Here is a 13,473-nt window from a genome sequence, read left to right on the forward strand (position 1 = left end):
AATATGGTAAAAAGGAGGAGAGCGTATGTGTTTGATTCATGTTGCATATCAGGTTCACACGCGATACAGCTTAATTGTGGCAGCCAACCGGGATGAGCTCCGCGACAGGCCTACGGCTCCCGCCCACTTTTGGGCGGACATGCCGCATATTCTGGCGGGACGGGATTTGGAGCGGATGGGCACCTGGATGGGCGTCACGGCAGAAGGCAGGTTTGCAGCCCTGACCAATTACCGCAATCCGAAGGAAGAGACAGCGGGCAAAAGAACACGCGGAGAGCTTGTAAGCGGCTTTTTGCAAAGTGCGGAAGCGCCTGAGGTCTATATGCGACGGGTACAGGAGGAGGGACAGGCGTATCCCGGCTTTAATCTGCTGGTCAGCGATGGAGGGAAGCTGCTGTACTATTCCAATGTACAAAACGAGGTTCAGGTGCTCCAGCCAGGAATTTATGGCCTCAGCAACGCCTTTTTGAATGACCCATGGCCGAAGGTGCAAAGAGGGATGGACGGCATGAAGCGGTGCTTGCGCGGAGCGGAGGAAGGGCTTACAGCTTGCTTGCTGGAAATGCTGCAGCATGCTGAACCGGCTCCGGATGAGCTTCTTCCGGCGACAGGCGTTTCGCTGGAGTGGGAGCGCCGGCTGTCGCCGCTTTTTATTGAAGGTGCAGATTACGGCACCCGCTCTTCAGCGGTGCTGCTGCAGAACGCGGCGGGCATCCAATTCACGGAGCGTACATACAGCGGCGGCCAATCTGAAGACCGCTGCTTCAGCATGGAAATTTCCCGGTGAAATCCGGGGAAGCTGCAGGAGGAGCCGAAGATATGCATAATTTCTCTTCGGGGGCTCATCTCCGCCAGTCTAAAAAATGAGGGTTTTTCGGCTTTTTTCGCAGAAAAGCATTGCAAGCCGCAACCGATAGAGAGATAATGTAACCTATAAAAATAAAATCTTCAGATTATTTATTCGCTTAGCGGCCTTTCTTATAGGGAGGATTATCTTATATTGGCAGGGGATCAGACATGAAGGTTGTAAAATTTGGAGGCACATCTGTAGCCTCAGGACAGCAGATTGAAAAGGTATTTCAGATCGTAACAAGCGACCCGGAACGCAAGATTGTTGTGGTTTCCGCGCCGGGCAAGCGCTTTAAGGAAGATATTAAAGTTACAGACCTGCTGATTTCGTGTGTGGAGCAGTATATGAACGGCGAAGGCAAGGATGTATATCAAGCGGTGGTAAAACGCTATGAGGAAATCGCGGAATACCTTGGTGTTGCGCGCGATGTAGTCGACCGGATTTCCATGGACCTGCTGGAGGTGCTGCACGGGGACAAAAGCAACCCGGCCCGCTTCCGCGATGCGGTGCTCGCAAGCGGCGAGGATAACTGCGCGAAGCTTGTGGCGGCATACTTCCAAGAAATGGGCGTCGAAAGCTCTTATGTAAATCCGAAGGAAGCAGGTCTGTTTGTAACGGATGAACCGGGCAACGCCCAAGTGCTGCCGGAGTCCTATGACAACCTGCGCATGCTGCGCGACCGTTCCGGCATCCTCATCTTCCCGGGCTTCTTCGGCTATTCCGAGGAGGGCGCGGTTGTGACCTTCTCGCGCGGCGGCTCCGACATTACCGGCTCCATCCTGGCAAACGGAGCAGGCGCAGCCGTGTATGAAAACTTTACGGATGTGGACTCTGTCTATTGTGTAAATCCAAACATTGTAGCCCAGCCGAAGGCCATCCATGAGCTGACCTACCGTGAAATGCGCGAGCTGTCTTATGCGGGCTTTGCGGTATTCCATGACGAGGCGCTCATTCCGGCATTCCGCGCCGGCATTCCGGTTGTCATCAAGAATACGAACAATCCGTCAGCGCCGGGCACAAGAATCCTGAGCGAGCGGGTGAACAAGAACGGTCCTGTCACCGGCATTGCCAGCGACAGCGGCTTCTGCAGCATTTATGTGAGCAAGTATTTAATGAACCGCGAAGTGGGCTTCGGTCGCCGTCTGCTGCATATCCTTGAGGACCATGGCTTGTCCTATGAGCACACGCCGTCCGGCATCGACGATATCTCCGTGATTTTGCGGCAAAACCAGCTGGATGCAGAGACAGAGGCGCAGATTATTGAGCGCATCCAAAGTGAGCTTCATGCAGATCATGTGAAGGTGCAGCGCGACTTGTCCATGATTATGATCGTGGGCGAAGGCATGCGCCAAAATGTCGGCACAATGGCAAAGGCGTCTGCCGCTTTGGCGCAGGCTGGTGTCAACATCGAAATGATCAACCAGGGCTCTTCCGAGGTCAGCATGATGTTCGGCGTGAAGGCTCATGATGAGCAAAAGGCGGTTCAGGCGATTTACGGAGCATTTTTCACGAAATAAACGACGGGAGAGGGAAACCTCTCCTTTTTGTATAGAAAGGAAGGAAAGCATGGGAAAATTGACAGGAAAACGGGTGGCGCTTGCCGGCCCGCGCAAAGCAGAGGAGCTCAGCAGGCTGGTGGCGAATCTCGGCGGCATTCCGCTGATCCGCCCTGCGCAGGGAACGGTATTTTTGGATGACAGCCATGTAGAGCAGGAAATACACGATATTATCGCGGGAGCATTTGATTGGCTCATTGCGACAACGGGCGTGGGGCTGGACAAGCTGCATCAGGCAGCGGAAGCCATGGGGCGGGCAGAGGAATTTGCAGCGGCGCTTGGCCGCCTGTCCATTGCTGCGCGCGGCTACAAAACCGTCAACATGCTGAAGAAGTGGGGGCTGCAGCCGCTTGTGCGCGATGATGACGGCAGCACGGCCGGCCTGATGCGGGAGCTTGCATCCCATGACCTGCGGCAGAAGCGTGTGGCTCTGCAGCTGCATGGCGATCCGGCGCCGAAGCTGGTTGCCTGGCTGGAGGAGCAGGGGGCGGAATTTCATGAGATTCTGCCGTACCATCATGTGCCGCCAAAGCCGGACATGCTCGAATTGCTGGTGGGCGAGCTGCTTGCCGGAGACATTGACGCTGTGAATTTCACCAGCACGCCGCAGGCCCGCTTCTTAATGGAGTATGCGCGCGAAAAGGGAGTGGCAGAGCAGGTGCTCGCAGCGTTTGCAGGCCCTGTTGTTGCAGTCGCGGTCGGCAAGGTGACCGCACAGGCGCTGCGCGAAGCAGGCATCACGCGTATTGTGGTGCCGGAGGAAGAGCGGATGGGAAGCGCGATTGTCAAGCTGGCGCAGTATTACGAGCAGCTTTCCTCTTTTTAGCAAGAGCATTGTCATTGCGTTCCGCTGCCGCCCCGTGATACGGTAGGGGTATACTTACACGAAGGAGACATAGCTGTGAAGGTATATCAAACGATTACGGAACTCATTGGAAACACGCCGCTCCTCCGCCTGAACCGGGTGGTTGGCACAGATGTGGCTGACGTATATGTAAAGCTTGAAATGTTCAACCCGTCCCGGAGCGTGAAGGACCGGGCTGCCTACAATCTGATCGCAGCCGCCGAGGACATGGGCCTGCTGCAGCCGGGCGGCACCATTATTGAGCCGACAAGCGGAAACACAGGGATCGGACTTGCCATGAATGCCGCGGCCAAAGGCTATCGGGCGATTCTGGTTATGCCGGACAATATGTCCAAGGAGCGCATTCAGCTGCTGCAGGCATACGGGGCGGAGGTTGTGCTGACGCCGGCCGCCGAGCGCATGCCGGGAGCCATACGCAAAGCGTTGGAGCTGCAGCAGGACATTCCCGGTAGCTTTATTCCGCAGCAGTTTGAAAATAGGGCCAATCCGGATATCCATCGCCGTACAACGGCGCTGGAGATTTACGCGCAGATGGAAGGAAAGCTGGATGCCTTTGTGGCGACAGCCGGCACAGGCGGCACCATTACCGGCACGGGAGAAACGCTGCGGAATCTGATTGCCGGCATCTATGTGGCGGTTGTGGAGCCGAAGGGGTCTCCTGTTTTATCAGGCGGCCAGCCTGGCCCGCACCGTCTGGTGGGCACAAGCCCCGGCTTTGTGCCTGCTATTTTGAACACGGAAGTGTATGATGAGATTATGCAGATTGCCGATGAAGAGGCGATTGAGATGACACGCCGTCTGGCGCGTGAAGAAGGCATTCTCGTCGGGCCGTCCTCCGGTGCATCCGTGCATGCGGCAGTCACCCTTGCGAAGCGCCTCGGAGCGGGGAAACGGGTGGTCTGCATAGCCCCGGACACAGGGGAACGCTATTTGAGCATGGATATTTTTTGAACAGAGAGGGGAGGGGCCCCTCTCTGTTTTTATTTCTTTTCGCGCATATTCCGCTGCTGGATGGCTTGAATTTCTCCGACATCCCCTTTGGCATTGATGATTTCAGCCAGCCGGATCAAATCCTCGGCTTCCTCTTGTTCGGTAATCAGCTCGTCTTGCCCGCGTTCCTTCATAATATGACTGCAACCTCCTTTTTTTCTTACCTTGCCCGTTCCGCGGCTGTTCTATTTGGAAATGCAGCTGCATACATATGGAAGGTCGCTTTTTTGCGGTTTTTGTATAGAACATTCGTTCTTGTTGTGCTATGATGAAGAGGGGAACATAAGTTCTTGTTACATAGGGATGGAAAGGATGGATTCATGTGGGAAGAGCAAAGAAGGAATGGAAGCTTTCCTATATGCGATGGGGATTTCTCTCAGTTGCAGAAGGCGGCGGGCAGGAATATTTCTGCTTGGATATTTATGAACAAAAGCGGGGAGGAGAGCGGCTTCATATTGCTTCCGCGAAAGCGATCCTGGCAGGAGAACGGGTGTGGACGGCTGTGGAGGATAGAAAGGGAAGACCATTGCGGGTGCGGGAGAAGGGCCTGCAGGAGGTGGTGGAAGAGGCAATTCGTCTGCTGCAGCATGCATGCCGGGACCGGGAAAAGCAAAGGATGCCTGAAATTAAATAGCCGCTGTGCAAAGAGACAGCGGCAATGAAATCATTCACCGAAGGCGCGCCAAAGAAGATTCGTGCGCAAGCTTCTGGTATTGTAAAATTAAATAATCCAAAATTTGGCTGATGCGGATCGTTTCTGCATGAAAAAGACCGTGTGTGCTCGCCGTTTCATGCATAGCCGAGCGCATGGTTTCAATCTCCAGCGACAGGCTGCGCAGTTGTTCGTGTCCCATATGCAAATCCCCATATTTGTAGCATCATTTTTTCCTTCCTAACGGTATCATAACATGTCCTGCCGGGCAACATGCATTTCATAGTTTATGGCAATTTGGAATAGAATTCCTGATAAATTGTCCACATTTTTGTTGCTTGCAAATTCCCGGAAAACATGGTAAACACAGTTGCCAATGTGACGATAGAAGAAAAAGAAAAGAGTGAAGCCGCGCTCCACCCTTTACAATGTATAGAAATGCCCCAAAAATGCCAGTGTTGTCAGCAGCAGTGTAATGCCAAAGCCGTTGGAAATGATGCGGGAGAAGGATTCCCAGGTACAGTTTGCATAGATCTTGACGTACAGTGCAATTACCGTGCTGAAGCAGATGCCGAAGAGGATAAGGCCGATCATGGAATACGGACTGAATAATTCCAGCATTGGATGCTTCTCCTTCCACTTTTGATTGTTATATTTATTTTATTCACAAATTTGTCACAAGTCAAAGGGTTTGTTTGGCAGGTCTTCTTCAGAGAAAGCCAAAAGGCTGCCTCCCGAGGAGACAGCCCAAGCTGGAATCAGAACGTTTTGGCAGCTTCTTTGGCGCGGGCAATAGCTTGTTCCTTGATTTCCTGGGCCCGGTCAGGGAAGGCATTATGTCCCTCCACGAAAATGCCCTCAAAGGATGGAATGCCAAAGAATTGCATAATGGCATTCAAATAGCGGTGGCCCATTTCAAATTCCGCCGCCGGCCCTTCGGAGTAGATGCCGCCGCGCGCCTGAATGTGCAGCGCCTTTTTGTCGGTCAGCAGGCCGACAGGGCCTTCCGCTGTATACTTGAACGTTTTGCCGGCTACCGCCACAGAGTCAATATATGCCTTCATCAGCGGCGGGAAGGAGAAGTTCCACAGCGGTGTGACGAACACATATTTGTCAGCGGAAATAAATTGCTCACTCAGCTCACCGAGGCGGCCAACCTTTGATTTTTCTTCAGCGGACAGCTGATCAAAGGCAGCGCCGGATTGCAGCTTGCCCCAGCCGCTGAATACATCGGCATCAATATGCGGGATATACTCCTTATATAAATCCACATGCACCACCTCGTCATGCGGATGTGTCTCGCGGTACGTATCAATGAAAGCCCGGCCGACAGCCATGCTGTAGGACTGTGTTTCATTGTGCGGGTGGGCAGTAATATATAGAACCTTTGCCATATGTGATTGCCTCCTTTGTGCAGTTAAGTCTTTACATAGGATGTGCACTTTAAGGGCGGCTAGTCCGGGCGACGGATGGAAATAAAGAGAACGGCTGCCAGTCAGTCGGCAGCCGTTCTGTCGCTTCTGCGGGCTGGACGAATGGTCCAGCTTTCGCGGCCGGCTCCCTTCGGTGAGCTGAACGAGCCGGTTCCGCTTTTCTAGTGAATATCCTTTTTCTTGAATCGTCCGCCGCGCACTTCGGAGATGTTGGATACGGCAAGGAAGGCGCCCGGGTCAATTTCCTGCACAATGGATTTCAGCTTCGCTTCCTCAAGGCGGGTAATGACAACGAAGATGACCTTCTTGTCGTCGCCTGTGTAAGCACCTTCGCCGTTCAAATAGGTGACGCCGCGACCGAGGCGGGCCAGGATGACATCGCCAATTTCCTTGTGGGAGTCACTGATAATCCAGGCGGATTTCGATTCATCGAGGCCTTGAATGACAATGTCGATGGTTTTGAAGGCGATAAAGTAGGCCATCAGGGAGTACATGGCGCGGTCCCATCCGAAGACGAAGCCGGCTGTGCCGAGGATGAATACGTTGAAGAACATAATAATTTCCCCAACGGAAAAAGGTGTGTTCTTATTGAAAAGAATCGCGAGAATCTCTGTCCCATCCAAAGACCCGCCGCTGCGGATGACGACTCCGACCCCAATGCCAAGAATAATGCCGCCGAACACCGTGGCCAACAGAACATCATCTGTCAGGCTTTGTACGGGGTGCAGCAGGGATGTGGCAACAGACAGGACGATAATTCCATACAGTGTGGAGAGCGCGAAGGTTTTGCCGATTTGCTTGCGGCCGATGAAGAAGAAGGGCAGGTTCAGCAGGAAGATGAAAATCCCGAGCTTTATGCCGGTAATATGGGCCAGCATAATGGAGATGCCGGTAATGCCGCCGTCAATGACGTTGTTCGGAATTAGAAAAATTTCCAGCCCAACCGCCATCAAAATGGCGCCGAGCGTAATCAGGAGCGTGCGCTTGGCGATGCTTCCTTTTGTCAGCTTCCTATGTTCTGTCTTTTGCATCAGCTGTTCCGTCAATTGCAATGATCATTCCCCCTTGTATATCTCCTCTCCTGCATGTCTCTTTTTCCCCCTGATAATAGCAACAGATTATCAGGCGATGTAGCACACATCTGCTGAAGCTGCTGTGAAATAAGCAGAAATAAAGGGGGGAAGGGGCATATAGGACAGGCTGTATTATATTTTCCTGCTTTTTATTATAACACAGATTGGCTAGAAATCCGATTGGAAAAAGTGTGGAAACGAAAAAACCGCAGGCAGGGCCTGCGGCTGTAGCTTGTGATTAGAATGCTGCGGCGGCTTCTGCTGTGCGGCGGATGCCATCCTGAATGATGGAAGCAGTGCGGTCCGGGAATTGGTTGTGCCCTTCTGTAACCACGGTTGTAATGTCTGTGATGCCCCAGAAGCCCAGCATGGCGCTGATATACTTCACGGCCATTTCGGCTGCCTGCGCTGGTCCCTCGGAGTACACGCCGCCCCGGGCATTCAGCAGAGCCACTTTCTTGCCGGCTTGCAAACCCACTGGCCCTTCTGGTGTGTACTTGAAGGTTTTGCCGGCTTGGCTCAGATAGTCCAGATACGTATGCAGGACAGCAGGCAGCGTCAGGTTCCAAAGCGGAAAGGCAAATACAACCTTGTCGGCCGTGAGGAATTGCTCCAGATAGCGGTTGACGGTGGCGGCTGCTCCCTGTTCTGCAGGAGTCAGCTCCAGGCCGCGGCTCAGCTTGAACATAGCGTTAATTTTATCGGTATCGTAATACGGAAGATTTTCCGCGAATAGATCCAACTCCGTAATTTCATCCTGCGGATGTGCTTCCTTGTAGCTGCTCAAGAACGCATCGTACATTTGTACGCTGACTGCTTGCTCAGCGGGACGGGAATTTGCTTTTACAAAAAGAACGTTTGCCATGAAAATACCTCCTGTTTTCTTGTTGCTATAGCAACCAATAGATGGATGGAATGTCATCACAAGGTTCAAGATATCAAATAATAGTTGTTATAGCAACTGTTATGCCTGCAAAATGCAAGTCACCCTACATTTTTGCACATCTTGTTGAGTATTTCGCGAAGCATCCGCAGTTCTTCCTCCGTGATCCCCTCACAAACAATGTCGTTGAAGGTTTCGGCAATCGGGATGACATGCGTGCCCAGCTCTTTTCCTTTTTCCGTCAAATACACCTTCAGAGAGCGGCGGTCATGCGGGCTTGTGACCCGTTCGATGAATCCTTTCTCCTCCAAATTGCAAATCATGCGGGTAATATTTGTTTTATCCTTTTCAAGCTGCTCCGCAATTTCGCTTTGGGTTAAGCCGTCCTGATCCCACAGCAGCAGCATGATCAGATTTTGCTCCGGCGCAATGTTATAAGGGTCCAGCCGGCTTTTGATATAGCTGGTCAGCCTCAAGTCTGCCTGATGGATTGCAATTCCGATGTAATCGTGAAAAGAAAGCTTCATGCCATTCCTCCGTCTATCTTGTCCTGCCCCTATTATAAGCAAAACCCGGCTCGTTCACAATGCAGCTAATATTTTAATTATAAGTTCAAATAAACTTCCGAAAAGTAAATCAAATGAACCTGATTTGTGTTATAATGGCAGAAAGCAGCGAAGCCTTGTCAAATATATCTTGATTTTCTGGGGGAGAAGCGACAAAAACTAAGCTGAAGAAATGGAGAAAAAATGTGGGAGGTGGGTACCTCAGCCTTAGCAGCTTGAGGGAGCCAGTTGGAACTATTCAATATTGTAATGATTGCAGTGTTAATCGCATTGACAGGATTTTTTGTAGCAGCAGAATTTGCGGTGGTCAAGGTGAGAACAAGCCGCATTGATCAGCTTGTGGCTGAGGGAAGAGACGGTGCGGCGGCAGCCAAGCATGTCACCAGTCATTTGGATGAATACCTGTCAGCCTGCCAGCTTGGCATCACAGTAACAGCTCTCGGTCTTGGCTGGCTTGGGGAGCCGACCGTCCATCATATGCTGGAGCCGCTTTTCCTGGATTTGAACCTGTCGGCGGCTCTGGCTGGCACCATTGCTTTTATCATTGCTTTCTCCCTTGTCACGTTCTTGCACGTGGTCATCGGGGAGCTTGCGCCGAAGACGGTGGCCATTCAGAAGGCGGAGCAGGTCACGCTTTTGTTCTCCCGCCCGCTCATTCTGTTTTACAAGATGGCGTATCCGTTCATTTGGGTGCTGAACAGCTCAGCGCGGCTGCTGGTCAGACTGTTCGGCCTGCAGCCGGCTTCCGAGCATGAAGCGGTCCATTCAGAGGAGGAACTGCGGCTGATTTTGTCGGAGAGCTATGAGAGCGGCGAAATCAATCAGAGGGAGTATAAATACGTCAATAATATTTTTGAATTCGACAACCGGGTGGCCAAGGAAATTATGGTGCCGCGCACGGAAATTATCGGCCTGTATGCGGAGGATTCGCTGCAGGAGCATATGAATATTATTAAGGCTGAGAAATATACGCGCTACCCGGTGTTTGGCGAGGATAAGGATGATATTATCGGCATGGTGAATGTCAAGGATTTCTTTATCCGCTATACAGAGCCGGAGCAGCGCAGCATCCGGAAGTTTATGCGGCCGGTCATTGAAGTGATGGAGACTGTCCCCATCCATGATTTGCTGCTGGAAATGCAGAAGAAGCGGATTCCGATGGCCATTTTATATGACGAGTACGGCGGAACAGCCGGATTGGTCACGCTGGAGGATATCTTGGAGGAGATTGTCGGCGAGATTCGTGATGAATATGATGAGGACGAACGGCCGCCGGTGCAGCACCTTGGCGAGCAGCATATGATTGTCGACGGCAAGGTGCTGATCAGCGAGGTGAACGATCTGTTCGGTTTGCATATGGAGGACGATGATGTGGATACCATCGGCGGCTGGATTATGATGCAGGATCATGTCATTAAGCAGGGGGCATCCCTGACAGTGGAAGATTGTGAGTTCATCGTGCTTGAGAAGGATGCCCATCAGATCAAGCGGGTGGAAATCCGCCGGCAGGAGGCGGCAGCCGGCGTATAAGGCTGCCAGCTCCTTTACATAGAGAAAAAGGGAGAGAAGAGACATGTTAAAGAAATTTTTGGCGCGCTTTGGCAAGGGAGCTGCAACAGTGGATTTGCGCTTTGAGAACCGTCCGTATGCGGCAGATGAGACGGTACGGGGACAGGTTGTGATTCAGGGCGGAGAGGTTGAACAGCGTATCAATCATCTTGCGGTCCGGCTTATGATGAGCCTTGGCACAAAGCAGGGCACTGTAACAAGGGAAGTGCAGGTAATTCCGCTGAGCGGCGCTTTTTCCATCTTGCCGCAGGAGCAAAAGACCATTCCGTTCACTTATACAGTGCCGGCTGATTTGCCCGTATCGCGCGGCACTGTGTCCTATTATTTTGATACGCATCTGGACATTGAGGGCGGTGTGGACCGGACGGATGTGGACCGCCTCGTGGTTGAGGTGCCGGAGGAAATCCGGCCTGTCTTTGCCGCATTGGGGCATTTGGGCTTCCATGAAAAACCAACCTCCGGCAAGGTAGACCGCTACGGCCAGGAATTTGCTTTTGTTCCGACGACGGCATTTGCCGGCCGCGTGGAGGAAATTGAACTGCGCTTTGCGAGGGACGGCCATGATGTGTTCGTTTGGATGGAGGTGGATTGCCGCCATGGCTACCACGAGGTGGAGGCGCAGCGGGAATTCAAGCTGGAGTCCGGCGTGCTGCAAAGTGAAGCCGAGACCGCCCGTGTCCTGGAGCAATATATCGGGGAAGCCGTTGAACGCCCGCATGCCTACGCACAGCCATTATCCTATAAATCCCATCATACACACAGCCTGCTTGGCGGTTTGGCGGCAGGCATCATGGGGGCCGTGCTGCTGGATGAAGTGCTGGACGTGCTGGATGTGCTGGATGTGGATGATGCCTTTGAAGGTGGAGAAGACGGCGGATTTGGCGATTTCTTCGGCGGGGATGATGATGTCTAAAGCGGCAGAGGGGGATTCCTCCTCTGTTTTATTTTGAAAGGAGAGATGCCGGATGGAAACGAAGGAACAGCTGCAGCAGGAGCTGCGGGGTGTGGAGAACTGGGAGCGGGAGCAGGAGGACCTTTGGTTTTGGGAGCGCTGGGGCAAGCTGCCGTTTCAGCTGCTGGATAAGCTCACGCCGAAATTTCTGCATGACAAAATCAATGCTGTGCTGGATGAGCTGAGCCAGTATATTCATAGCGGGAGCAAATACGTGGTAAGCAAACAAGCTGCACTGAAGCGGTTTGAGGCCCGGACACTGGGCGAGGTAGGAGCTTTGCCGCTGCGGCGCATGGACAAGGCGGCTGACAGCGTCATTGCCTCACGCAAAACGATCGCGACAGCCCAAGGGGCAACAACGGGGTTTGGCGGGCTGCTGACGCTGGGAATTGATATTCCGGCGCTGCTCGGCATGTCGCTGCATGTGCTGCAGGAAATGGCGCTTTGCTACGGGTATGATCCGGAGGAGGAGCAGGAGCGCCTCTTTATTGTCAAGTGTCTGCAGTTTTCCTCCTCTGATATCGTCGGCAAGCAAACCATTTTGCGGGAGCTGCAGCAGTTTGACAGCCGCACGGGCCAGCAGAACGGCATTTCCCAGGTGGCCGCATGGCGGGAAGTCATTACAGTATATCGCGATAACTATGGCTGGAAGAAGCTGTTTCAGCTTGTGCCTGTTGCCGGTATGGTGTTTGGGGCCTACTTGAATCGCAAAACAATTGAAGAAATCGCGGAAGCGGGGAAGATGCTGTATCGGAAGCGGCGCGTTCTGGAGCGTCTGCAGGCAGCTTCTTTGGAACAGTAATGAAAAGGATTGGCACGTTCATCGGGCCAATCCTTTTGTGCGTGGCATATGGCGGTGTAAGAAGGAGAGAACCCTCCGGCCGTATAAGTCGGAGTGAAGCAGGTGGGATTCCACATGCTTGGCGCTGTCGGTCAGCCAGAGCTCCTTGTCGGCGCGGGCGGCTTCATACAGCAGCAGGCTGTGATGATAGGGAATCATGCTGTCATGCCGGGAATGGATGAACAGTGTCGGCGCCGTTACGTCCCCAACGTGCCGAATTGGGCTGGACAGGCGGCAAGGCTGCTGAATGAGCGCCTCAAATGCACGCATGATGTAAGGCGTGAAAATCCGGGGCAGCAGTGTCCACTTGCTCAGGTTTTCAGCCAGATAACTTTCCAAATCATCGAAGGGGCTGTCGCAAATGAGTGCGGCAATGTCCCCGGTCTGGCGCGCGGCCAGGATGGCGGCGGCGGCCCCCATGGACCAGCCGATGACGGCTGTCTGCTCCACTTGCTTCACCTTTTTTACAAACTGCACCGCCCCCAGCAGGTCATGCTGCTCGAGGACGCTGGCTGTCGTCACAAAGCCGTCCGACTTGCAGCAGCTGCGAAAGTCAAACATCAGCACAGAATAGCCGTGGCGCACAAGCTCACGGGCAAGGCCGAGGAACTGCTTATCATTCCGATGCCCGCGGTAGCCGTGGGCGAAAATGACCGCCTGTGTGCCGCCGCCCGGAAACCACCAGCCGCGCAGCTGCAGTCCGTCCAAAGGACTTGGGAACGCCACATCCTGATAGAGAATGCCTGCAGGCTTGCGCAGCAGCGGCAGCTTCAGCGGGTGAATCAGAATCCAGGCCACGATGTAGCCGGTGATGGTCAGCCAAAGAGAAATCAGGCTTGTCCAAGCAGCCGCGAGCAGCTTGACAGGCTTTTTCTGGAGAGGAAATAAAGCCAAAGCACCAGCCTCCTTTGCAAGGTTTGTGCTTTTATCCTGTGTGATTCCGCTGCCTGCTATATTGTTACATTCTGCCGCTGCAGGAAGATGCCGCTGTTCTTCCCATGAATAGGCCGGCATAAAAAAAGAAGGGGTTCCTGCGAACACCCTTCTTTTGCATAGTTTGTATTACCAGCCGTAGCCGTAACCGCCGCCGTAACCGCCGCCGAAGCCGCCGCATACCGCAGCACCAACGATAATCAACAGAATGAACAGCACAACAAGAAGTGCGAAGCCGCCGTAGAAGCCGCCGCCATCATGACTCATAGATTTTCTCCTCCTTACTTCGTATCGTACATCAACATCATAC

Annotated in this window: 16 protein-coding genes and 1 pseudogene; 8 read left to right on the forward strand and 9 right to left on the reverse strand. The window is 53.1% G+C overall.

Annotated features, from left to right (window positions below; translation table 11 throughout):
• The first annotated feature begins 25 nt into the window (after positions 1-25).
• The 4 genes from NK662_RS07565 to cysK all read left to right on the forward strand — a co-directional run bounded on the left by NK662_RS07565 (position 26) and on the right by cysK (position 4,222).
• Complete coding sequence (locus NK662_RS07565) at positions 26-787, forward strand: NRDE family protein (protein ID WP_254758313.1); 762 nt, start codon at positions 26-28, stop codon at positions 785-787.
• Positions 788-1,017: 230 nt separating this feature from the next.
• On the forward strand, positions 1,018-2,367 hold the full coding sequence (locus tag NK662_RS07570) for an aspartate kinase (RefSeq protein ID WP_254758314.1): 1,350 nt from the start codon (positions 1,018-1,020) through the stop codon (positions 2,365-2,367).
• Between the two features lie 49 nt (positions 2,368-2,416).
• Positions 2,417-3,232 carry a uroporphyrinogen-III synthase gene (locus NK662_RS07575; protein WP_254758315.1) on the forward strand — a complete coding sequence of 272 codons (816 nt, stop codon included), beginning with the start codon at positions 2,417-2,419 and terminating at the stop codon, positions 3,230-3,232.
• A gap of 75 nt (positions 3,233-3,307) precedes the next feature.
• Positions 3,308-4,222 (forward strand): cysteine synthase A, encoded by a 915-nt coding sequence (gene cysK / locus NK662_RS07580; protein WP_254758316.1) that lies wholly within the window; start codon positions 3,308-3,310, stop codon positions 4,220-4,222.
• Between the two features lie 29 nt (positions 4,223-4,251).
• On the opposite strand, the gene NK662_RS07585 is transcribed toward cysK, so the two are convergent.
• Positions 4,252-4,395 (reverse strand): hypothetical protein, encoded by a 144-nt coding sequence (locus NK662_RS07585; protein WP_254758317.1) that lies wholly within the window; start codon positions 4,393-4,395, stop codon positions 4,252-4,254.
• Between the two features lie 188 nt (positions 4,396-4,583).
• On the opposite strand from NK662_RS07585, the gene NK662_RS07590 reads away from it, so the two are divergent.
• Entirely contained in the window at positions 4,584-4,895 is a 312-nt protein-coding gene (locus NK662_RS07590) for a hypothetical protein (protein ID WP_254758318.1), read from the forward strand.
• 34 nt (positions 4,896-4,929) lie between these two features.
• Here NK662_RS07590 and NK662_RS07595 read toward each other — a convergent pair whose 3' ends face one another.
• The 6 genes from NK662_RS07595 to NK662_RS07620 form a co-directional block, all read right to left on the reverse strand.
• A complete protein-coding gene (locus tag NK662_RS07595) occupies positions 4,930-5,115 on the reverse strand; it encodes an aspartyl-phosphate phosphatase Spo0E family protein (protein ID WP_254758319.1) in 186 nt (61 codons plus the stop codon).
• A 221-nt stretch (positions 5,116-5,336) separates the two neighbouring features.
• Positions 5,337-5,534, reverse strand: a complete 198-nt coding sequence (locus NK662_RS07600) for a hypothetical protein (RefSeq protein WP_254758320.1) — start codon at positions 5,532-5,534, stop codon at positions 5,337-5,339.
• A 137-nt stretch (positions 5,535-5,671) separates the two neighbouring features.
• Positions 5,672-6,307, reverse strand: coding sequence for an FMN-dependent NADH-azoreductase (locus NK662_RS07605; protein WP_254758321.1), 636 nt, complete (start codon positions 6,305-6,307; stop codon positions 5,672-5,674).
• Between the two features lie 200 nt (positions 6,308-6,507).
• Entirely contained in the window at positions 6,508-7,377 is an 870-nt protein-coding gene (locus NK662_RS07610) for a YitT family protein (protein WP_254758531.1), read from the reverse strand.
• Positions 7,378-7,657: 280 nt separating this feature from the next.
• The gene (locus tag NK662_RS07615) at positions 7,658-8,284 is read right to left on the reverse strand and encodes an FMN-dependent NADH-azoreductase (protein WP_254758322.1); all 627 of its coding nucleotides are present in this window, start codon (positions 8,282-8,284) and stop codon (positions 7,658-7,660) included.
• Between the two features lie 119 nt (positions 8,285-8,403).
• The gene (locus NK662_RS07620) at positions 8,404-8,829 is read right to left on the reverse strand and encodes a MarR family winged helix-turn-helix transcriptional regulator (protein WP_254758323.1); all 426 of its coding nucleotides are present in this window, start codon (positions 8,827-8,829) and stop codon (positions 8,404-8,406) included.
• Positions 8,830-9,096: 267 nt separating this feature from the next.
• Here NK662_RS07620 and NK662_RS07625 point away from each other — a divergent pair, with 267 nt between their 5' ends.
• The 3 genes from NK662_RS07625 to NK662_RS07635 are packed head-to-tail and all read left to right on the forward strand — an operon-like array spanning position 9,097 to position 12,191.
• The gene (locus tag NK662_RS07625; RefSeq protein ID WP_254758324.1) at positions 9,097-10,398 is read left to right on the forward strand and encodes a hemolysin family protein; all 1,302 of its coding nucleotides are present in this window, start codon (positions 9,097-9,099) and stop codon (positions 10,396-10,398) included.
• Positions 10,399-10,441: 43 nt separating this feature from the next.
• Positions 10,442-11,350 carry a sporulation protein gene (locus tag NK662_RS07630; RefSeq protein WP_254758325.1) on the forward strand — a complete coding sequence of 303 codons (909 nt, stop codon included), beginning with the start codon at positions 10,442-10,444 and terminating at the stop codon, positions 11,348-11,350.
• Between the two features lie 52 nt (positions 11,351-11,402).
• Positions 11,403-12,191, forward strand: a complete 789-nt coding sequence (locus tag NK662_RS07635) for an EcsC family protein (RefSeq protein WP_254758326.1) — start codon at positions 11,403-11,405, stop codon at positions 12,189-12,191.
• A gap of 18 nt (positions 12,192-12,209) precedes the next feature.
• Here the strand turns inward: NK662_RS07635 and NK662_RS07640 are convergent, their stop codons facing one another.
• Positions 12,210-13,124, reverse strand: a complete 915-nt coding sequence (locus tag NK662_RS07640) for an alpha/beta hydrolase (protein WP_254758327.1) — start codon at positions 13,122-13,124, stop codon at positions 12,210-12,212.
• Positions 13,125-13,346: 222 nt separating this feature from the next.
• A pseudogene (locus NK662_RS07645) lies at positions 13,347-13,430 on the reverse strand (YjcZ family sporulation protein); the annotation flags it as partial.
• Between the last annotated feature and the right edge of the window lie 43 nt (positions 13,431-13,473).

Source organism: Ectobacillus ponti (assembly GCF_024294785.1).
GTDB lineage: Bacteria > Bacillota > Bacilli > Bacillales > Bacillaceae_G > Ectobacillus > Ectobacillus ponti.